The organism is Caballeronia sp. LjRoot34 (genome assembly GCF_964253815.1).
In the GTDB taxonomy this organism is placed as follows: Bacteria; Pseudomonadota; Gammaproteobacteria; order Burkholderiales; family Burkholderiaceae; genus Caballeronia.
Genome location: NZ_CAXUSB020000001.1, coordinates 1,685,956 through 1,705,228, shown reverse-complemented (window position 1 = coordinate 1,705,228; position 19,273 = coordinate 1,685,956). Strand labels below are relative to the sequence as shown.

Annotated in this window: 17 protein-coding genes and 1 pseudogene; all 18 read right to left on the bottom strand. The window is 62.6% G+C overall.

Annotation, left to right across the window (positions count from 1 at the left end):
- Positions 1-597: 597 nt before the first annotated feature.
- Complete coding sequence (locus ACSQ36_RS07650; RefSeq protein ID WP_436181442.1) at positions 598-993, bottom strand: hypothetical protein; 396 nt, start codon at positions 991-993, stop codon at positions 598-600.
- A gap of 644 nt (positions 994-1,637) precedes the next feature.
- Entirely contained in the window at positions 1,638-1,880 is a 243-nt protein-coding gene (locus ACSQ36_RS07645) for a hypothetical protein (RefSeq protein ID WP_436181441.1), read from the bottom strand.
- Positions 1,881-2,317: 437 nt separating this feature from the next.
- Positions 2,318-2,800: a hypothetical protein gene (locus ACSQ36_RS07640; RefSeq protein WP_436181440.1), complete on the bottom strand. Its 483-nt coding sequence runs from the start codon at positions 2,798-2,800 to the stop codon at positions 2,318-2,320.
- Between the two features lie 478 nt (positions 2,801-3,278).
- Positions 3,279-3,800 (bottom strand): hypothetical protein, encoded by a 522-nt coding sequence (locus ACSQ36_RS07635; RefSeq protein WP_436181439.1) that lies wholly within the window; start codon positions 3,798-3,800, stop codon positions 3,279-3,281.
- A 112-nt stretch (positions 3,801-3,912) separates the two neighbouring features.
- Complete coding sequence (gene pilV, locus ACSQ36_RS07630; protein ID WP_436181438.1) at positions 3,913-5,205, bottom strand: shufflon system plasmid conjugative transfer pilus tip adhesin PilV; 1,293 nt, start codon at positions 5,203-5,205, stop codon at positions 3,913-3,915.
- Positions 5,206-5,215: 10 nt separating this feature from the next.
- On the bottom strand, positions 5,216-5,695 hold the full coding sequence (locus ACSQ36_RS07625; protein ID WP_436181437.1) for a hypothetical protein: 480 nt from the start codon (positions 5,693-5,695) through the stop codon (positions 5,216-5,218).
- 52 nt (positions 5,696-5,747) lie between these two features.
- Positions 5,748-6,248 carry a type 4 pilus major pilin gene (locus ACSQ36_RS07620; RefSeq protein ID WP_436181436.1) on the bottom strand — a complete coding sequence of 167 codons (501 nt, stop codon included), beginning with the start codon at positions 6,246-6,248 and terminating at the stop codon, positions 5,748-5,750.
- A 42-nt stretch (positions 6,249-6,290) separates the two neighbouring features.
- Positions 6,291-7,346, bottom strand: a complete 1,056-nt coding sequence (locus tag ACSQ36_RS07615) for a type II secretion system F family protein (protein ID WP_436181435.1) — start codon at positions 7,344-7,346, stop codon at positions 6,291-6,293.
- Positions 7,343-9,136, bottom strand: a complete 1,794-nt coding sequence (locus ACSQ36_RS07610; protein WP_436181434.1) for a GspE/PulE family protein — start codon at positions 9,134-9,136, stop codon at positions 7,343-7,345. The genes ACSQ36_RS07615 and ACSQ36_RS07610 overlap by 4 nt, the downstream gene beginning before the upstream one ends.
- A complete protein-coding gene (gene pilO2 / locus ACSQ36_RS07605; RefSeq protein ID WP_436181433.1) occupies positions 9,133-10,404 on the bottom strand; it encodes a type 4b pilus protein PilO2 in 1,272 nt (423 codons plus the stop codon). Before pilO2 ends, ACSQ36_RS07610 begins: the two co-directional genes overlap by 4 nt.
- Before the next feature lies 1 nt (position 10,405).
- Positions 10,406-10,972: a type IV pilus biogenesis protein PilP gene (pilP, locus tag ACSQ36_RS07600; RefSeq protein ID WP_436181432.1), complete on the bottom strand. Its 567-nt coding sequence runs from the start codon at positions 10,970-10,972 to the stop codon at positions 10,406-10,408.
- A complete protein-coding gene (locus ACSQ36_RS07595; RefSeq protein ID WP_436181431.1) occupies positions 10,969-12,738 on the bottom strand; it encodes a secretin N-terminal domain-containing protein in 1,770 nt (589 codons plus the stop codon). Before ACSQ36_RS07595 ends, pilP begins: the two co-directional genes overlap by 4 nt.
- Positions 12,735-13,334 carry a toxin co-regulated pilus biosynthesis Q family protein gene (locus tag ACSQ36_RS07590; protein ID WP_436181430.1) on the bottom strand — a complete coding sequence of 200 codons (600 nt, stop codon included), beginning with the start codon at positions 13,332-13,334 and terminating at the stop codon, positions 12,735-12,737. Before ACSQ36_RS07590 ends, ACSQ36_RS07595 begins: the two co-directional genes overlap by 4 nt.
- A gap of 10 nt (positions 13,335-13,344) precedes the next feature.
- A complete protein-coding gene (locus ACSQ36_RS07585; RefSeq protein ID WP_436183119.1) occupies positions 13,345-13,776 on the bottom strand; it encodes a lytic transglycosylase domain-containing protein in 432 nt (143 codons plus the stop codon).
- A 1,259-nt stretch (positions 13,777-15,035) separates the two neighbouring features.
- Positions 15,036-15,305 (bottom strand): annotated as a pseudogene (locus ACSQ36_RS07580) (VF_A0006 family four-cysteine protein).
- 108 nt (positions 15,306-15,413) lie between these two features.
- Positions 15,414-16,589, bottom strand: a complete 1,176-nt coding sequence (locus ACSQ36_RS07575; RefSeq protein WP_436181429.1) for a diguanylate cyclase domain-containing protein — start codon at positions 16,587-16,589, stop codon at positions 15,414-15,416.
- 326 nt (positions 16,590-16,915) lie between these two features.
- Positions 16,916-18,142, bottom strand: coding sequence for an MFS transporter (locus ACSQ36_RS07570; protein WP_436181428.1), 1,227 nt, complete (start codon positions 18,140-18,142; stop codon positions 16,916-16,918).
- A gap of 177 nt (positions 18,143-18,319) precedes the next feature.
- Positions 18,320-19,234: a LysR family transcriptional regulator gene (locus tag ACSQ36_RS07565; RefSeq protein WP_436181427.1), complete on the bottom strand. Its 915-nt coding sequence runs from the start codon at positions 19,232-19,234 to the stop codon at positions 18,320-18,322.
- Positions 19,235-19,273: the final 39 nt, after the last annotated feature.

Here is a 19,273-nt window from a genome sequence, read left to right as displayed (position 1 = left end):
GACATCTGAAGTACAAACTGCAACGACTATCAAGTCTTGGTTGCAGAGTATGAGAACAACGACTGTGCGAACGGCCGTTACCGGCTTGGAAGCTGCCGTTGAGGAGCGCTATATCGAAGGGCAGAAACGGGTCGGTCACGGTCGGTCGTGTCAACCGCGATAGCAATTGAACGGGCCGATGCAAGCCAGGGCCCTCGATGGGTGAACCGCAGATAGTCCCTCGTTTGGACTGGTTTCCGTCTCGTCGCACACGAGAAACCGCGCCTGCTGGTCTTGGCACTTTTGAGAAATCCGGCGGTTTGTTGCTCCCGCGGATGCCCTGCAACCGGCAGCGCGTTACCGTTGGCACGTGAATCCGACGTATTGGCGAAGTCCGACCCCCAACGATGACGCCGTCGCAGCACCGCTGTTCTGTCTGCTGGACCTTGCGACGTACGCTGCTGAAACCTTTGATCTCGGGTGATGGCCCGAAATAAGGCAAGTTCTGTTAGCCAGTCATTGCCCGGCCTGTGGGAGTCTCATGATCAACCTGCTTCATCTGCTCACCGGCCGTCAGGCGGCTTGTGCGAACGCAGCCGTGGGGTACTGCGCCCCCAATCACGCCCGGCCTTTCGCGTTACTACCATAGCGGGTCTGCCAGCGCGCCGGGTCGCCACGGCCGTGCAGAAAATACAGGCAGGCGAGCGTGATGGGTGCGATGAAAATCGCATATCCCCAGCACAGCGCCATGATGCCCGCCTTCACGACGAGCAGCACCAACAGCGGTACTGCCACGACCATGCGTCCGAACAGAAAACCTGCGACACACTCAAAGGCAAAACGCGCATACGGATACAGCAGCGAGTTCACGACCAGCAGGCAGATCATCCAGAACGGAAGATGCGTAGGGTGCTCGATAAACACGCGCGCTATCACCGCCGGGATGACCAGTCCAAACAGAAATTGCCGCACGTAATACTCGCGCGACAGGCCACCGAAAGTTCTTTCAAGCACGGGATGCATCGCATGCCTCTCTCTTCTGCAGGGAACGCTTCAATCATATTAGTACACACGCGCCGAATGTCCATCGCTGTCTCGTCACACAAAACGGCTTTCCGTATCTGACGCGAAAGTGGCATTGCACTGAATGCCGATCGACCGGATCTGAGGGTGAAATCCTCCCGCAGCGTGGCGCGGCGGGCACCGTTCTGTATCCAGGAGTAATCGACCGCCAGCTCGACAACCGAGGCCCGACCACCACGCCACAGGATCCGGTTCACGGCCCGTCAACCCGAGCGCCTCGCTTCCTGTTGGCATACGGGCATTGGAAACGATTGTGGCCGCAAGACACCCCGTCGGCATATGCCTTCTCTCCTGGCGAAAATGCCCTCATGGTCTATGCTGCTACCGTGTATCACCGACCGGGGTGCCGCCATGTGGAAGTGCATCCGTTGCCATCAATCGACCCCTGCAAACCGGGTTGATCCCGCTGTCGACGATTTCGGGATCTACTTTATCTGCCCGCTTTGCATGCGGCGAAACAGGCTCCAAAGCCTCGGGGTCCAACGAGGGGCGTTGGTCCTTCGTCAGACCGGAAGCTGACTCCGGCAAGACGGATTTTCCCTCCCAGGTGCGCCACGCGCGCGCGACGGCCCCGGTTACCGGAAAGAGGTCGTGCAGTTCGTCCTCGGGTCTCGCGCAAGCCGTTCGAATGCCCAATGGCGCACGGCCTCTAGCTTTGCACCGGTCCGGCCGCGCCTGAGCGTGATACTTTCCTGAATCCAGTCCCACATCATCACTCGCTTGCTTACGACCGGTTTGCGCGCGGGTGCGATCTTCGCGGCACGCGCATCCAGGTCCGCAAATTCCCCCACCCCCGCGACAATCGGCTCGGAAGACACGGAGCAAACTCCTTTATATGAACGGCCCCCTTCCGTCTCGCCTGCCAAAGTATCCGCCACCCGCTGCCACACACTGCTGCTTCGCCAGTTAGCACCGCAAGCGCTGGAGACGAACTTACCGTTAGCAGCTTTACGCTCACGACCGAAAGCGGAATTCCCGCGGCCTCCCGAATCATCGTGCTATCCGCTGCGCTGCAAGGACCGTCCACTGAGGTCACCGCTGATTTGAACTCAAGTCGGTATCCGGGTGTGGTGTTTCTGCTGCTACCGGTACCATTAACCACCAACACGCTATACACCGTAGTTTTCAGCGGTGCACGTGCCGGTACCCCAATCAATTCAACATGGAGTTTCACCACAGGAGCGAACCAGGTCCTTCCTGGACCATGGCGACCAAAGCGTCCGGCAGTCCGCGGGCGCTTTTCCAGCGTACCGCTTTAATGCCCCCCTTGATTGCAGGTACCTAAAAATTGTTCGCTTTTCTGGATATTGGCCACTCCATTATTGACAGTGCAAATATCCGTTTCTACGTCCCCGCACCACTGATCGAGGTTGGGACCGAACTGGTACGTATTAGCGCTCGTCTGGGTGAATTCGCCGTCGAACAGTCTCAGGCTGATGCCCAGGGCGGCAGCGCAGGTTTGATCTAATGGGATTGCGGGTGGCGGAGGCGTGTTCGCCGGTGGTGGCGGCGGAGGCGGTGGGGGTGCCGGCACCCCGCAGGTGTATGCCCCGTTCGGTTGCTGCATCCAGATCGCCGGCGGCACACAATTCGGTGAAATCGGCGCTGGTGTGCTGATATAGCCCGCCCCCCCGTTTGGCCCCGTTGCCCATACCTGCGCGCGCACGACCGACGGCGCCAGTGCTGCGCTCGCAAGGAGCACCACGCCAAGATAGATCGCTGAAAGTCGTCCGGCCATTGCTTCTTCTCCTTCTATTCATCACTGAACTGACATTGAGTGTCAACCTCGGCGCTCAGGCCAGCGCACTTCCGGTATATCCGGTCCCGTTCGCATCAATCAACGTGAACTGCGTGTACCACCACGTTCCATGAGCAATTGGCCGCTCCCGAATTCAGATTCAACGTATTCGTGGTCACGCTCAGGCCATTTACATCGTCACTCGCAACGACGTTGCCGGACTGATCGACAGGAAACAGTTGTGCGGTCCACGCGCTGTGCACCAGACGAAATGACCCATTTAGCCCTTCCACGTATACGCGTTGTCCGTTGGCCCCGGTGAGCCCAAAGGTCTCGCCTGCTCCTACCGTGTTGTAACGACCCGCCCAGGAAATTCAATTTTGGTGGACACCTTTCCCGGACATCTCATCCCCTGCAGGCAGGGCGTCGTTAATCGATCGCATACATTCAAACCCTCCTCGCCCCGAACGAACCTCTTCTAGTGACATTGTCCCGAACCTCCAGCCGGAGATGCCTGGAGGAAGTTGATGCTCCCGCTCGCGGGATCGACGCCACAAACCACGTAATAGACGTCACCCGTGCTGTCGCCACAATTGCCTGTCGCGTATCCGGGGCCAACCGCCGACCAGTACCACGCTGCATCTGCGGGCAGTTTCACGATCTCCGAGCTTCCCTCCAGATGGAAATCCGTGTAGCCCGACACTCCCTGCACAGCGAGAGTGCAGATCTCCAGAAGGGACTGGCCCGGATTTACGGGAGGCGGTGGTGGTGGCGGTGGTGGTGGCGGCGGCGGTGGGGACCCGCATGTGTAATGCCCGCCGCTAAGCGTCCATATCAATGGAGCGTTGCAATTCGGCGCGACAGGATTAGGCGTGCTGACATAACCCATCTGTCCATCGGGCGTGCTACCGTACACCTGTGCGCGCACCGGCGCCGACAGGAACGCGAAACAGCATCCTGCAATGGCACCCATCGAAAGAAGCGTCAATCTGCCTTTCATATTCAGTCCGCCTTTCATCGATTGCCTCTACAAAAAGCGTTGCGTTGCTGCGCACGCGTCGGAGCAGCCGCAAACGCTCGCAGGTATGCCTGCACCGCCCGCCATAAGCGGTTCATGTGTTTGCGTACTGGCATTGCGTATCCACCTCCGCGGTCAGGTTCAGATTGGTGCCCGAATACGCATTGCCATACGGGTCGTAGAGCGTGATCTGCACGTACCACCACGTGCCTTCATCGACGAGGCGGTATATCGTGCTTTCCCACGGTGGATCGGCCGCCACGTTCTCGCCTGTCGTTTGAGGAATGATCGCTGCCGTCGCTGTTCCTCCCGTGCAGGTCGGCTTGCCAACAGCACCGCCATCGGGCTCGTTCAGGTATCTGGCAGCGGTAAGCACATTGCCGATCATCTGGCTCGCGAGCACCCAGTTGCCCCACTGGTTGCAGATATAGAGAACGTTGTCGCCCCGTACCGTTGCCTGGCCCCAGGCGCAGGTCGCCGGCGCTGTGTTGAAATTCAGTATCGGCGCGCTGACCGTACCGCTCGCGTTGATGTTGTTGACCTCACTCAGATCCGCCGGACCCGCTCCGCCCGGCGTCTGGATATACAGCCCGCCCGGCTGGCGCACCGCCGCGTTTGCGGTGTCGCCATAGAACTGCGCCGCGCCCACGTTCAGGCTGCCGCTCGGACCTCCGGCGAGGATCGCCTGGTCGCCCTGTATCGTCGCGGCGCCCGTAATGTTATGAGCTGTGCCACCGCTATCGGTCATGCCGAGATCCGTCTGCATCGCATTCAGCTGCGGTTGACCTGGTATCTGTACACGGTACAGGTAGCTGCCATTGGCCTGCGCTCCGGTAAATGCAAGCAGCGAGGCGAGATGTCCACTTCCCGGATTCGTATAGCCCGCAAGCGGCACACGCCATCCGCCATAGGCACCGTAGGCGTTCGCCGTGCTCATCGTCGTGTCGCCCCCCTGGTTTGCATACGGTACGAATCCGCCCTGCGCCCCCGCCTGCGCCGCGATCTGCACTAGTTCCTTCGTGTCCGAAATCGCGCGGCCTCCCTGCGAGGTCACCAGCGACTGCAACTGGCCCGCTACCGGCTGCAACACCTGCAGCAGCCAGGTCTGTCCGAACAGGTTCGTCGGCGAAAAGCCCGCCGGCAGATAGCCTGCCGACACGAGCATCTGCGGTGTGATGGTCGCCGGCGTTGCGGCGGTCGCCGTCTGCGCAATGACGGCACTGTTGTCCTGCACATACTGCTGCGCAGCCTTGTCAACGAGCAACAGTTGCCCCGCCGCCGCCGCGGTCTGCACATTGGTTACGCCGACGCGTGCCCACGCTGCAAAGCCTGCTGCGCCCAGCACCGACAGCGCGAGCGCGACGATGTAACCGACGATGGCGTCCATCGGGCGCCCCTCACGGCTCGACCAGGGTCCAGGCGAGCAGCGCGCCCGGCGTCAAGCTCGCCGGAACATCCACTGCAAGACCCGTCACCAGATCGAACGCCAGTCCCGCCTCCTCCACCCTCAGCCAGGCCGCACTGCCCTGCGTGTCACTCATCACCTGTCCAGCGGCGCCCGGCACGGCCGGTACCACTGCATAGACATTGCGCCCGCCTGTCGCTCCCGCCGTCGTGATGCAGCCAGCGCCTGCGGGCGCGATCACGCCCGCGGGCAGTGGCACGGGGAGCGTCGCCGCGATCACGCCCGGCGCCTCGAGTGCCGCCTCGACGCATGCGCCGGCAAAGACCTCTGCTCGATGCCCCGACACGATGGCAGCGCTCTGCATGCGACCGGCCACGCCCGCGCCGGGCACCGCCTGCGCAAACCCGGCCGCCTGCGCGGCGAGTCCCGCAAAGAACAGGACTGCCACCAGCGGCAGAATCATGAAAGTCATTGTCGCCCTCTTCCGTTGCTGTTTAATTTCGTAGTAGTCCTAATTCTCAGGTTCATTGAAAAGTCACCGTAATGCTGAGTCCGGCTGCGCACGCGTTCGCTGCCGACACAGAGTCCGGGGGGGTGGCCTGCGTGAAGGTGGTCCCACCGACCGCGAGACTCACGTAATCCTTCAGGCCCGTCACAACGTTCGTGCATTGATCGGCTGTCTCCGAGCCTCCGCCGCCAACGGTCAGCACACCTTCAGTCGCATTGCCATCGGACGTGAGCGCCACGTTGTTGCCCCAAGGGTCAACGACCGTGCCGTTGCGCACCATGTCCCCGGGAAAAATGCCCGCCGTGATGAGTGCGCCTTCGTTGCCCGTCGTAAAGCTCGTGTATCCGTCGCTGCCCTGCGCCGACTGGACACGTGCCTGTGTGATGATCTGCGCGATGTCGCCCGAAAGCTGGCTCGCCTTGCTGCCCGAAAACCCCTTGTACGCCGCGTAGCTAACGCCCGAGAGCGCTAGCAGCCCCAGCACAATTGCCACAATCCTGCCCAGAATGCCGTCCATGACCTTCTCCTCCGAAATGACGTAAGTGCGCGTCCATGCCTGTCAAAAGGCCCCCATCGACGACGCGAGAATCGATGAGATCGAATTGGCGCCGAGCTGCAGCACGACGAACGACAGGAACATCAGCGCGGAGAAGGCGGCCGAGACCACCATCGCCCTGACCATCAGGCGTCGCTCGAGCACGTCCGCATACCCGCGGGCGACCTGTTCAATCTTTCGGGGAAAGTCGGCAAAGCCGACGTATGCACCGATCTCGTCGATCAGGTCCGCAGACGGGAATCCATAGCCCGAGAGGCGCATGGCGGCCGCCATGTCCAGGCCGTTTCTCAGACCCGCCACGACCGGGCGCAGCCGCGAGGCGAGCCACGGCGAGGCCGTGCGGATCTGGCCCGCCAGCGCCTCGCTGTCCGTCACGCCCGCGCGCAGCAACGTGACAAATGACAGCAGCCACGCGAAGCCCGTCACCTCCCGGTAGACCGTGTACGGGAAGACGTGCGCGTCCAGACGACGGCGTCCCGCAATACCTGCCTCGCCGGTCCAGCGCGGCAGCGACCCGATCACCGCCGCAATGACGGCGCCAAGCAGAGCTATGCCCATCGGCGCGAACCACCCAGCGGCTACCTGCCCCATCACATAGAGCGCGTACGCCCAGCCCGTCCAGCGCTCGCGCGGCAGCACCGTGGCGAACTGCGGGACCACAAACGCGCCGATAAAAAAGAGCACCACATAGAGCGTCACGAGATACACCGCGGGCGCAAACAGACTCGCGAGAAGCCTGCGCTGGATGCGCGCCATGCGCTCGCGCGTCTCCAGAACAAGCTGCATGGCCTGGGGTAGTTGCCCCGCTTTCTCGCCTGAGCCAAGCACGGCGTATTCGAGATCCGTGAGACTTCCCGCCATGGCACCCATCAAGGTCTTGCCGTCCCGGACCTTGCGGTAGATGTCGTGCGCGCTCGCCGCAGCCTTCGCCCGGCCCCGACGCTGCAGCCGGTCGCGAAAATCCACCAGCACCTCGGTGAGCGTGCGGCCGTTTTCGATCTGGCTCGACGCCTGCTCGTACAGCTGGCGCCGCATGCGCCACGAGAGGCCCGCGCTCATAGCTCGGCTCCCGCAAGCGGGATTTCGTCCACGCTGCGCTGGACGTCCCGCGGATCAACCACGCCGGCGAGCACCAGGTCCATCGCATGCGCAATCATCGGGCGGTCCGCGCCAGGCTTGCGCCGATGGTTGCGGCGCGCCGCGAGCACGCCCTGCGTCACGCAATCGCTCATGAACCGCTCGTCGGTCAGCACGATCTCCGCCACCGCCCGCTTGCCGGTTGTCGCGTCGCCATCGCAGTGCGTGCAGCCGCTCCCGCGTACGCGCATCGTGGAAACGTCGCCCCACGAATCCAGCGCCTGCACCATGTACGCGGGCAGCGTATCCACCACGGTGGCGAGCGGCCGGCTGCAGTGGGGACACAGGCGCGGCACGAGGCGCTGTGCGATGAGCCCAACGAGCAGCTCGTGGTCGCACACCACCTTGCGGGCAAGCCGTACGTGATCGAGCGTCTCCAGCCGGTCGATCGTCTTGTACGGATCCGTCACGTGCAGCGTCGTCCACACGAAGTGCCCCGTCATCGCCGCCTGCACCGCAGCAATCGCTTCCTCTGCCGCACGCAGCTCGCTCAGCAGCAGGATGTCCGGATCCATCCGCAGTGCCATGCGCAGCATCGCCGAGAACTTCTCGCTTTCCGTCGAGAGCTGGATCGCCCATGGCATCGGATATTCGGGCGGGTTCTCGATCGTGATCTGTCGCACCTGCGGAAAGAGCCGCGCCTGGTGCCGCATGCACTCATACAGCGTCGTCGTCTTGCCGCTGCCGGTCGGCCCCGTCACGGCGACGATGCCCATGGGTCGCCGCACGAGCCGCTCGATGAGCTCCACCTGCGCCGCCGTATAGCCCATCTCCAGGAGCCGCAGGTGGCCCGGGGGAGCGGCCGGCGGGCGCGTCTGCATCACGGGCGAACGAGCACTTCGGGGACGCGCTGCGCCCGTCTGTTGCCCGTACTGCAGCCGTGCAACCATGAAGCCACCGCCTGCTTCCACCGGATAGGCCGGCCCACGGATGATCCGCACGCCCGAGAGACCCGAATCGGGCAACGCCTCGCCGCTGATCTGCGCGTCCTGGAAGTCGAGCGGGTTGTAGGTGGACTGCTTGACGGTCGACAGACCCGTGTAGGTGGCGCGCACCAGCGCTTCGCCCTCTTCCCGGCGCATGCTCAGGTTCGTGACGACCTTCAGGTCTCCCTTCACGCGAATCTGCACCTGCGCATGCGTGTCGCGCACGAGCATGTGGATATCGCTTGCGCCCATCGCGGCGCTCTCGGTGAAAATCCTGCGCGCGAGGTTCAGGGTGTTCAGGTTCCGCTCGTCGGCAACGCTCCCTGTCGACTCCGACTGACGCTGGCTCGCCAGCTCCTGCGCCGTCACCGTATGGATCTCCGGCACCACGCCCGCGTGGCGCACATCCTCCAGCCACGTCAGGAAAAGCGGGTTGCCCGCGTGCCGCGCATCAATGTGGACCGTGAACGGACAGGCATCCGTGATCTGCCGCACCTGCTCCATCGTCAGCAGACCCGCCTCGGCCGCAACATCCCCAAGCGGCCGGCCGCTCTCTGCCTGGAATCGCGCGAGCATCCGGATCTGCGTTGAGGTGAGCAGGCCAAGCGCCATCGCACCACGCGCGAACGGATGTCCGTCCGTATCCGCGTACACCACATGCGGCTGCAGGACGAGCGGCGGCTCGGGCAAGGACGGCAAAGCGGGCGAAGCGCTGCGCGCAAACCCGAACATCGGCGTCGCACGTCCGCCGGACAGCACCTGTGCGACAGCGGCGAGCGGGTTCATGGCCGCCCCCTGTCCGCGAACGTTCCGCTTTTGCCGGCCGATGCGCCCCGCTCAGGGGCTACAGGGCCGGCTGCCTCATGCTGCGCATACACAGTGGCGGAGACTGTCCACTGCAACGTCGCGAGGTCAAGCTCGACTGAGTGGATGCGCAAGCCCGCGACTGCATCGAACGGCCGCCCGAGGTCGGGCCACGGCGGTGAATCCAGCGTAAGACGGTAAGCGGTCGCGCTCCACGTGTTGACCATGGGCGCCCGCCCTGGCGTCGTACCGGGCAGCACGGCCACGGTCGGCGCAGTCTGCGGCTCGAGCCTCAGTCCGTACATCTGGGCGAGAGTCCAGATCGCGCGGCGCGCATCGTCCGCACGCAGCAGCACGGCAAGCGCGCCCTCGAATGTCACATCGACCAGCGTCGAGCCACTGGCATGCTGCGCGTCCGGTGCGAGCACGCCGGGCGCGGCATTCGCCAGCCCACCGCTACGGATCCAGGAAGTCGTCAGCAGCAGCCCGTGCGCCTGGACCTCACAGCGCCACCGTGTCAGCGTCCACCCTGCCGAAGCAAGTGGCTGCACCTGCCACGCCCTGTCGCAATTGCCCAGCACGGCCGAGGACATCGGCTCATGCCTCCACGGTGCCGCGTCAGGCACAGGCGCACGGGTGGCCAGCGCATGCTGACGGGCGAGCCACGCCCGCCGTTCCATCGCGCGTTCATGACCTTGCCACGTCGCCAGCGCGAGGCCGACACCGGACACGAACGCGACGGCCAGTAGGGCCGGTGCTCCGCGCCCGCGGCGCATATCGCGCAGGACGGGCGTCACCGGCACCGTCATCGCCATCTCGCACAGGTCATCGATCGAACCTTCGATGCGCGTCCATTCACCGTAGGCCTGATGGCGCTGCTGTACCCGCGTGATTTCCTCAAGCGTGCCCATCTGGTCACCATCGGGCAGGACCTCCTGGGCATCGCGCACCGCGATGTACCAGTACCTGTTCTCCGCGAGCCGGTACACGCCCATCCAGGGCTGCGGACGCAGGTCAGCGACAACCGCCGCGAGCGCGCGCATCCCGCTGCCACCCTCCATGCCATCGGGGGTATCGCACAAGCCCACCTGTACGGTGCCGGCGCTCGTTTTGCGGATAACTGCCCACCGCCCCTTCGCTGCCGCCAGTGCGCGCAACGCCCGACGGCCCGGCACTGACTCCTCGTGCCGCCAGGACAGGCCGATGGCGAACGGCCCCTTCACGCCGGGAAGCATCACGATTCCGGCCATGTCAGAGCCCCACCCTGCGGGCCTGGCCGCGGCGAGTCAGTTCGACGCTGGTGTCGCCGATGTGCGCCACCCTCCATCCGCCGTCGATCACGTCCCCCTCGCGCACGGCAATGCTGCGTCCACCGGTCTGGAGCATGGCCACGTAGCGGCCATCCCACGCTGCGACCGATACGAGCTTCACGTCAAAGGCCGCATCCATCTGCTGGTCCGGTGCGCCGGCACCGGCACGCGTGCCGGTCGTCTGCGTCGCAGGGAGTGCGGACTGTGCCGACAGTCCGGCAGCCCCCGCGGTCGCAATGTCGGCCTGCAGCTTCGCGATCTCGGCGCGCGCCCTGAGCACTGGAATTTGCCTTTGCAGCGCGGCCAGTTCATCCGACGCCGAAGGCGCGGCAGGGATACTGGCTACCGTACCGGCGCCTGCTGGCACCGCCGGTGCAGCCACTGAAGGAATGGAGACCCGCGCATCCGCGGGCGCCGCACATGCCTCGTGGGCAACAAGCTGCAGCAGGACCATCAGCAACGGCGCGAACCGCTTTGTATTGGCGAAGATCATGGTCGCCCCCTTCACAGCAGACGCGCGGAGATGACGACCGCGATGATCGTGTCGCCCTTCTGCGCATCCACACCGCCGCCAAGCAGCGCCATGTACGGCGAGCCGATGCCGTTGTTCGTCACGCTGTCGGACTGCTGACGCATGCCGGTGAGCACCAGTGTTTCGCCGGGTCTCAGGCTCACCGACTGCTCGAAGCGCGTGATCTGCATCGTCGGTAGCTGCACGCTCGAGGCGCCCGTGCCCGTGCCGGACGTGAAGGTCTGCAGACTCAGCAGATCGGAGAGGGTCATGTCGAAGGCAATCAGGATCCGGTCGCCGACGAGCCGCGGGAGGAAGCTGCTCGTAAATCCGGGCACGAGCGTCGCCGTCTGCATGGACGTGGACGATCCAACGCTCGTGGCGAGCGTCGTCTGCGTCGAAGCCACATAGCCCTGCTGCTTCGCCGCCTGCAGCGCAAGCAGCTTGCCGTTCTGTGTCACCCCCGAGCGCGCCACCAGTTGCGAGACGTTGCCCAGCGTCGAGAGCGCCTGCAGCGCAACCTGTGTGCCACCCAGCCGGCCGCCCAGGATGCTCGCGCCCAAGGTCATCGGCGACGCGTTACTGCTCACGAGCGGGATCGAGGCACCCGTCACCGTCACGCCCGTGTGGCCACCCGCGCTCTGGTAGGCAAGGCCCAGGTTGACGCCGTAGTTGTCTTCCTGGTTCAGCTGCACCTGATAGACGTGTACGTCGATGGCGATCTGCCGGTTGAAGATCGCATTGAGCCCCTTGATCCACGAGGCAATCCGGTCGCACTGCGGCGGCGTTCCCGTCACGGTCACGACGTCCAGGTTGCTGTCCGCCACGACCTGTGCACCGGGCCCGGCAATCGCGAGCGCAGTCTTCTCGAGGTTCGCCCAGGGGCTGGCCTGAACCGACAGCCTGATCGTCTGGCCACCGCTGCCTGACGAGCTGCTATCCGCCCCCCCGCCCAGCGTGAAGGTGCCACCCGAACCGGCGCCTGCGGAGGACTGCGCGCCCGACGCGCTGCCCGAGCCCTGCCCGCTATCCGAATCCCCCGTCGAAATCGATCCCGACATGCTGGAGGCGTCGGGCAGACTCGGCACGGTAAAGGTGCGCGTCTCCGTCCTGTAAAAGCTGAGGACGCCGTCACGGTAGTGCGACCACACGTTAAAGCGTGTATCCACCACGTCGAGAAATCCGCGCAACGTGCCGTCATAACGTAAGGGGCGCGACACCGGCGCCACTGTCTGGCCAGACATCGGCACGGGGAGCGAATCCAGACGGGTCGCGAGACCCTGCGGCAGCGCGGATAGCGGCGACAATGGCCATGGCTGCCCGTCGGGGCGCACACCCGACTGCCCCGGCTGCGCGACGACCATTGCGCTCGCCCGCGGGCCGCCGTTACCCGGCTGCAATGGGAACGCCGTGGACACCGAAGACGACTGTGCCGACGCATCGACCACCGCCCGCACGCCGACGCTTTGTGCGATCCAGTCAGCCACGTTCTCAAGCGACGGCGCGCTGTCGTTGAACACCACGCGCGTATCGAAGAGTGCCGGTTGCGGTTCGTTTGCGGCGAGCTTTTGCCCCATCAGCCACGCCCCTTGGTGCACGCTCACGACAGGGCGCGAAGACGGCCGGCTCTGCGCCGCCAACCGGGCATCAGCGCCAATCTGTGCCTCCTCCCGGCGTGTCCCCGGAATCGCACAGCCGGCGAGCACACAGGCCGCGGCAAGCGCCGCCGCACCACTTGATCGTGCACACAGAAGGAGGTTCATTCGTCCTCTCCTGCAACGTGAACGACCAGCGTGCGGTTGCCCATGTAAAGATCGGCACGGATGTCCGCTCCATCGAGCGCCAGCGCCTCAATCACCTGCCGGGCAGCATCCGGAAATGGCCCCTCGTACCGCTGTCCGCCCGGCACCACCCAGTCATCGGGAGATGTCCACACAACGGTCCAGCCCGCGCCCATCGCCCAGCTCTGAAGTTGCGCCTGCAGCGACTGCCCGGCCTGCAATGCGAAGCCGGACTCAGCTGCAGCCGGTGCGGCCGTCCCGCGTACCGGCTGCTTTGCGTCCACCGTGACGGATGACAGTCCGCCGGACCCTTCGCGTTGGCCGGCAGTTGCATCGTTTGCGTGGCGTCGGTCGTGCCGGCCGCCTTCATGGCGCCGCAGCGTCCGGCAACGAAACCGCACAGACGAGGCTGGCGCAGCAGCGGTCGCATATGACACGCCTTGTGGTGCGGCAGACGTGGCTGCTGTACAGCCTGCCGCATGCATGTCTGCCGCGGAGCGGGCGTTCGCATGAGAAACTACACAGATGCACAGCGTCGCAAGGACGATGCGTGTCAGGGTCGCTGTCGCGTGGGCCATGACCATGCCCCTACCAACGCGCGTTAGTCGGCGCGGACTGGCGAACCAGTACGCCATACACCGCATCGGCATATCGAAGCTGCCCGTCGGGGCTCGACGCGTTGTACGCGCCCACCGCCTTCCACGTCGCCCCGAATCGCGCAACGTTGGAGCGGATGATCCATGCACCGACATAGGCATTGACACACGGATCGAGCAGGTCATGCGCCACGATGCCGTAGCGCTTCAGGATAGGTAGCCAGCCCGAATTGATCTGCATGAGACCGATGTCGAGGCTACCGTTCGCGTTGCGATGAACGGCATCGCTGCGCATCGCCGACTCATGCTGTGCAACCGCGCGCAGCAGCACGGGCGGAACACCTTCGTTTGCGGCCGCGTCATCCAGGCAGTCCGCGTGTACCGGGCACGAGAGCGCAAGCACAACGGCCGGCGCCAACCAGATACACTCCGCGCGCGACCCCCTGCTGCCTCGCTTGCACAAGACGCTACCCACTGCTGTATTCATCGCCCACTGCCTCCATCGGTAATGCGCCGAAGCACCGATGTCGTTTTCGTAATGACAAAAAGAAAACCCGCGGGGTCATTCAGACCCGGCGGGCTTGACTGCAATCATTGTCGATCAGATAAGGACTACATAGAAACGGATTCTGCAAAGCGGCCCGTCACTGCGCACTGTTCTCCCACCTCAATTCCATCGGTGCTTCGGGCCGCTAACGCGTACTCGGTCGTGCGACGCACGTTGACCGGACCAGATTGTGTACTGCCACTCTAGGCGAGGTTTTCTGAGCGTGCAAGTACGTGCCAGAGCCGCCAATACGGGAACAGATTCCCCGGCGTTCCCGGGCATTCCCCGCTATTCCCGAAAATAAATTTACTTGCGTAGCACTTTCGCCGCAATACCCGCAGCCGGTCGCACTTGAATGCGCCTTCGTAACAGCCCGCCTCAGCCGGTCTCGCCGACGAAAGCCGACCAGAACCGCTTCGTCGCAGTAGCCGGACACGGACATTCATGCGCTGATTGCACCGACAGCGTGTGCCGCAAACCGCTGCTACGATCGGGGTATCTGCAATTCCGCCACGATCATGAAAAGCCATCGGGTGCACGTTCGAGTGGCTGAGCCGGGACATCGTGTCGCTGATCGAATTGGACGTCATCGCACGACGCGAGATCCAACGAACGGCGGTCATCAAAAACACAGTTGTCGCCGCGCAATGTTGGGTTGCAACGGAAACGAATGATGACTCATCGGTTATTGGCTAGGATGTGTTGACTCAAACCTTCTTCGAACAGAATTTTGTTCCACTGATCGTGGTCGGAGAAGCGGCACGACGCAGGGGCATCGGTACGAAGATTCTGCGCGGATTGGAGTCGCAGTGCATGGACCAAGTTGCTAACATCGACAAATACGTCCAACATCCCGATGCGTTCGCTCCACTGCGCTGCGGTTTTGTATAGAGCGGCTATATCGATAACCTGGACGAGGGTGATCCAGAGTTAGTCTTTGTGAAGCTCGTGGCCCATTGACGCCTGAACCCAAGAACGTCGGCCGACGACGGTCCGAAGTCGACCCATAACAGACCGTCGATTCTGCAGATAGCGGTCGTTCAAAATCCCTCTAACGAGTCCCTTCCCCGTCTGGTACTGTCGATCCCGGCTGACCTAGCTCACATCTGATTCTGGCGCTGACATGCTCGCAGGATCTATTGCACCGCGTATGCGGCTCTCACGCTCTGCATATTCTGCAAAACACACACGTGATATGACTGTTCGCGCGGCTAGAGCAGCGCGCCGTTTCTGTAACGCGCCTCGCACGAGCGTCTGTTCACGTTTGCCGCGATGTTGCTTTGGCTATTCGCCAGCGATTGCAGGATGCATTGATCGTAGTCTGGATTGTCGGTGCCGAGCGCCAGGGCCGAGAGCGGCGACGCGAGCGTGATCGAGAGAAGCAGATTGGCGAAATTGCGCTTGATTGTGGGCAAGACGCAGGATAACCGCGGCCAATCGCACCATGTCGCATTTCGATGCGAAGGGTGCACGCTAGAAGGAGCGGACAGCAACTGGCGCTGTCCATACCATCGTCAGGCAACCTCGGGGCGCAAGGTAGGCTGCGCCAATACAAGCCGATTGCCGCCGAGCGACTTCGCGTTGTATAACGCCGCGTCGGCAGCTGCCAGCAGGTCGGCAAGCGTGGGCGCTTCGGTTCCGAACTGTGCGAGACCGATGCTGACGGTTGCTTGTATCGCGACGCCGTCAATCCGGTGAGGGATCGTCTCAGCGAAACGTTTAGCGACGATCTCGCCCACCTCTTTGGCGCGAAGGCTGTTATGGTGGGGAAGCAGGGCAGCGAACTCTTCTCCGCCGATGCGCGCGAGAATCGCATCAGGACCAACCACGCTCCGGGCAATGTCGCCAAATGCTTTCAATACCTCGTCGCCCGTCTTATGACCGTAGCGATCATTGATTGTCTTGAACAGATCGAGATCGAATGCAAGGAGGGAAATCGGGCGGCGTGATTCTGCGTCGCGGATTACGCGTGCGCCCTCTTCGAAAAACCATCTGCGATTGCCAAGGCGAGTCAGGTAATCCGTTTGGGAGTCTCGTAGAAGCTCGCCATGGGTCTCATCGCGGATCAGCCTCAGCAGGGTCATCGGCAGAACAACCGAATACAGGACTCCTTCGTACATCGTAATGTTGCTGGCGATCGTCACAATGTCCTGCCCGTACCGTGCCGCCAGCAGAGGCAGGACGCACGCTCTGGCAGCATATAGGAGCGCATGGATGCCCGTCACCAACACCGCGATATGCCGCGACTGCATCGATTTCATGCCGTCGCATCGCAGCAGCTCGAAAGACGTCACGCCGCTAGCCAACGCGATCGGAATCGCGCTCGCGTAGTACCACACCGAACCCTCCCAGCGCGCGCCTGCCACGGCCCATGTGAGCGCCAGCAGGATGAGCATCGCAGCAGAGCTGTTACGGTATTGCCGGCCGCTCAAGGATGCGACGCCTTGCAGGACCAATAGATAGCCACTTACGATAACGAGGTTGCTCAAGGCGGAGCCAGTCGCACCGGGCATCTCGTGACGAACTATCGCCGCCGCACAGCCGATGGCAAGCGTTGCGTACCCCGCTGCCAGTATTTTCAGTTCCTTGCTGCGCCTGGGATGTGTTCGATGTTCCCAGAGCGTCATCCCGGAACTGGCGAAAAGCGTCCCGACCACGAGGAAATAAAGGGTGAGAAGATCAACGTGCATCGCGGAGGAGAGAATCCTACGCCGGTGTATCGCGGCGGCAATTCCAGCAAAAAATTCGATAGTGGGATTGGATGATAGTCGAGTATGGTCCTGGCTGCACTTGGAGGACGCTCACCTTAGCGAAGGAGAGAAACGGCAATACGGCGCCCCAGCCCCATGTAACGGCAAAAATGGCCAGAACTTTAGAGCCGTCTAGTAAAAGCATCTGATGGCCGTGGTCGGCCGGCGTCTCCCGGCCCTGGGTTTATCTGTCGATTGTCAACAATCTAGACGCCAGTGGCCAACGTCCGTAGTTGGCCGGTCAATGCCTCATGCGATCGAAGCGCCTAGTTCGCTTCCTCCAGCATACGAGTCCGATGTGCGATCAAGCCTATCCCTGCGATGCCAGCGGCAAGAGTACACACGCCCGACGCAACGATGACCGGCGCATAACCGAACCAGCCAAACAAGCCAGGGGCAGCGAGATAGGCAAGTAGCAACCCAGAGAATACCGCGCACATCTGCAACCGGTAGATTTGCGATACCCGGTGTGAGGGGAATTCACTCTGTATGAGGTGCAGTATCGCAAGGTTTTCGAATGGGCCATTGATGGCAGCAAATCCAGCGATCAACATGAGCAAGGGCCGGTCATGCGCGATCGGTAACAGAATCACACCCAGCCCGAAAATTATCTTTGAAGCCACGAGCCACAAACCGGGGCGTCTTACCTTGAAACTGGCGAGCACCAGATTGGACGAAAGGTTGCCTATGCCATAGGCCATCATCATCAGGCTATAGTCTGTTAGTGGATCATGACTGACCTGCCGCAGATAAAGCATCATTCCCAACTGTACGCCCATCGCCCACGCGATGTTGCCAATCATATTGGCGAACAGGCCGTACTTTAGAATGGCGTGCCCGCGTACTGCACGGGCACCGCCTATAAGGCTATCAATGATTGCTGCCGCTCCCGAAAGGCTCTGATCGCGGTGGATATCGAGTTTGCCCGTTACCGCACGCACGGCCATCGCGGACAGCAGGAAGGTTACAGCGGTAACGATGAAAAACTGGCCGGTTGGCAAAATGCCATTCACCAGTGCAACAAGACTTGGGCCCAGGATACGTGCTGTTCTTCGCGTTGCATCGAATAATGCATTTGTGGCATGACGCATTCCAGGCTCCGGTGCTATTACGGGTAACATCGCCTGCAAAGCCGGATCAAAAACGGAGGTGACGAGCGCGACGCACGTGGCTGTGGCAGCCAGCAGAGGGAGTGTCAGCACTCCGAGAAGCCCCGCTAGCGAAAGCATCAAAACGAGGAGCATACGCGTGAAGTCCGCCGCGATCATGGTCACCCCGTGCCGCCACCGGTCAGTTACAACGCCGCCAAACAGGCTCCCGGCCAATAGGCCTGCTGCCTGTAAGGCCGAGACATAGCCGGCATCACGTCCAACCAGTCCGACTGCGATCCAGACCACCGCGATCATATAAAACTCGGATCCTGTGGCGGCGAATACCTGCCCGGTCCAAAGGAGCGCAATCGGGCGACGAGAGAGCGGTTTGAGTACGAGCATGAAATGTCCGTCGGGATTGAATGGGTTGACCTGGCAACATTCGAACGAACGTCACGTTGCACCACTGACCGACGTCAGCGATTGTCGATGGCAGAGGCCTCCGAGCGGCATTCGAGTTCCCCGCCCATCGCCTTTCGCGAGCATGAAGGCGGATATGGGCACCGGGTAGCGACGTGCTTAATTTGCGTAGGTCCATGGAGGTTCCGCGAATGTCTCGCCAATCCACTCCACAAACGCGCGCGTCTTTGCGGGCTCATGTTTAACGGACGCACGAATCACGCTCACTCCGGTCTCGCCTCTCACCTCCCAGTCCGTCAGAACCTGCACCAGCCGGCCTTCCGCGAGTTCGCGTCCAACCAGCCAGTCCGTTGCCATGATCACTCCCATGCCAGCGAGCGCGGCCTGCACGACCGCCTGCGCATCGTCCATCTGAAGTCGCCCGCCTACCCTGATCGCGCGGTTCTTGCCGTCCCGACGTAAATGCCAGACCGGATGGGTAGCCAGCCGGGTAAAGCTTATGCACTCATGTTGTGACAGGTCATCAGCTTCGTGTAACGAAGGCCGCACATCGAGATAGGACGGCGCAGCACAGATCAATCGTCGGGTTGTCGCCAGGCGGCGTGCCACCAGACGACTATCCGTCAATTCGCCAATCCGCACGCCGACATCGAACTCCTCCGCGATGAGGTCCACGTATCGGTCGGAGTAGCAGGCTTCGATGCGAACCCCAGGATGCCGGACGAGGAACTCTGGAAGTCGCGGCGCTATCCATAGTCGCCCGAACTCGACTGGCAGGCTCAGCCGTAACAGCCCTGTCGGTGAAGACGACATGGCGCGGACCTCGTCTTCGGCGTGACGCACCATATCCATTGCCTCACGGATCCGGTCCCGAAAGCGGGCACCCGCTTCGGTAGCCGCAACCCGACGCGTTGAGCGTTCGAGGAGGCGAATGCCAAGGCGCGCCTCCAACGCCGCGACGCGTCTCGATACAACCGAACCATCCCTACCGAGACGACGACCCGCCGCAGAGAAACTGCCGGTTTCAAGCACCGCGAGGAAAGCCTCATTCTGGTCTGTTTCAATACTTCCCATTCATGCACCGCACGCAGCAATGTTATGTTTCTTCAAGGG

Excerpts from the sequence above, each read along its gene's own strand:
- ACSQ36_RS07620 (WP_436181436.1), bottom strand. The coding sequence starts at position 6,248 with ATGGACGGCATTCTGGGCAGGATTGTGGCAATTGTGCTGGGGCTGCTA.
- ACSQ36_RS07615 (WP_436181435.1), bottom strand. The coding sequence starts at position 7,346 with ATGAGCGCGGGCCTCTCGTGGCGCATGCGGCGCCAGCTGTACGAGCAG.
- ACSQ36_RS07640 (WP_436181440.1), bottom strand. The coding sequence starts at position 2,800 with ATGGCCGGACGACTTTCAGCGATCTATCTTGGCGTGGTGCTCCTTGCG.
- ACSQ36_RS07635 (WP_436181439.1), bottom strand. The coding sequence starts at position 3,800 with ATGAAAGGCAGATTGACGCTTCTTTCGATGGGTGCCATTGCAGGATGC.
- pilO2 (WP_436181433.1), bottom strand. The coding sequence starts at position 10,404 with ATGGCCGGAATCGTGATGCTTCCCGGCGTGAAGGGGCCGTTCGCCATC.
- ACSQ36_RS07590 (WP_436181430.1), bottom strand. The coding sequence starts at position 13,334 with ATGGCCCACGCGACAGCGACCCTGACACGCATCGTCCTTGCGACGCTG.
- ACSQ36_RS07575 (WP_436181429.1), bottom strand. The coding sequence starts at position 16,589 with ATGCACGTTGATCTTCTCACCCTTTATTTCCTCGTGGTCGGGACGCTT.
- ACSQ36_RS07595 (WP_436181431.1), bottom strand. The coding sequence starts at position 12,738 with ATGAACCTCCTTCTGTGTGCACGATCAAGTGGTGCGGCGGCGCTTGCC.
- ACSQ36_RS07565 (WP_436181427.1), bottom strand. The coding sequence starts at position 19,234 with ATGGGAAGTATTGAAACAGACCAGAATGAGGCTTTCCTCGCGGTGCTT.
- ACSQ36_RS07625 (WP_436181437.1), bottom strand. The coding sequence starts at position 5,695 with ATGACTTTCATGATTCTGCCGCTGGTGGCAGTCCTGTTCTTTGCGGGA.
- ACSQ36_RS07570 (WP_436181428.1), bottom strand. The coding sequence starts at position 18,142 with ATGCTCGTACTCAAACCGCTCTCTCGTCGCCCGATTGCGCTCCTTTGG.
- pilV (WP_436181438.1), bottom strand. The coding sequence starts at position 5,205 with ATGGACGCCATCGTCGGTTACATCGTCGCGCTCGCGCTGTCGGTGCTG.
- ACSQ36_RS07610 (WP_436181434.1), bottom strand. The coding sequence starts at position 9,136 with ATGAACCCGCTCGCCGCTGTCGCACAGGTGCTGTCCGGCGGACGTGCG.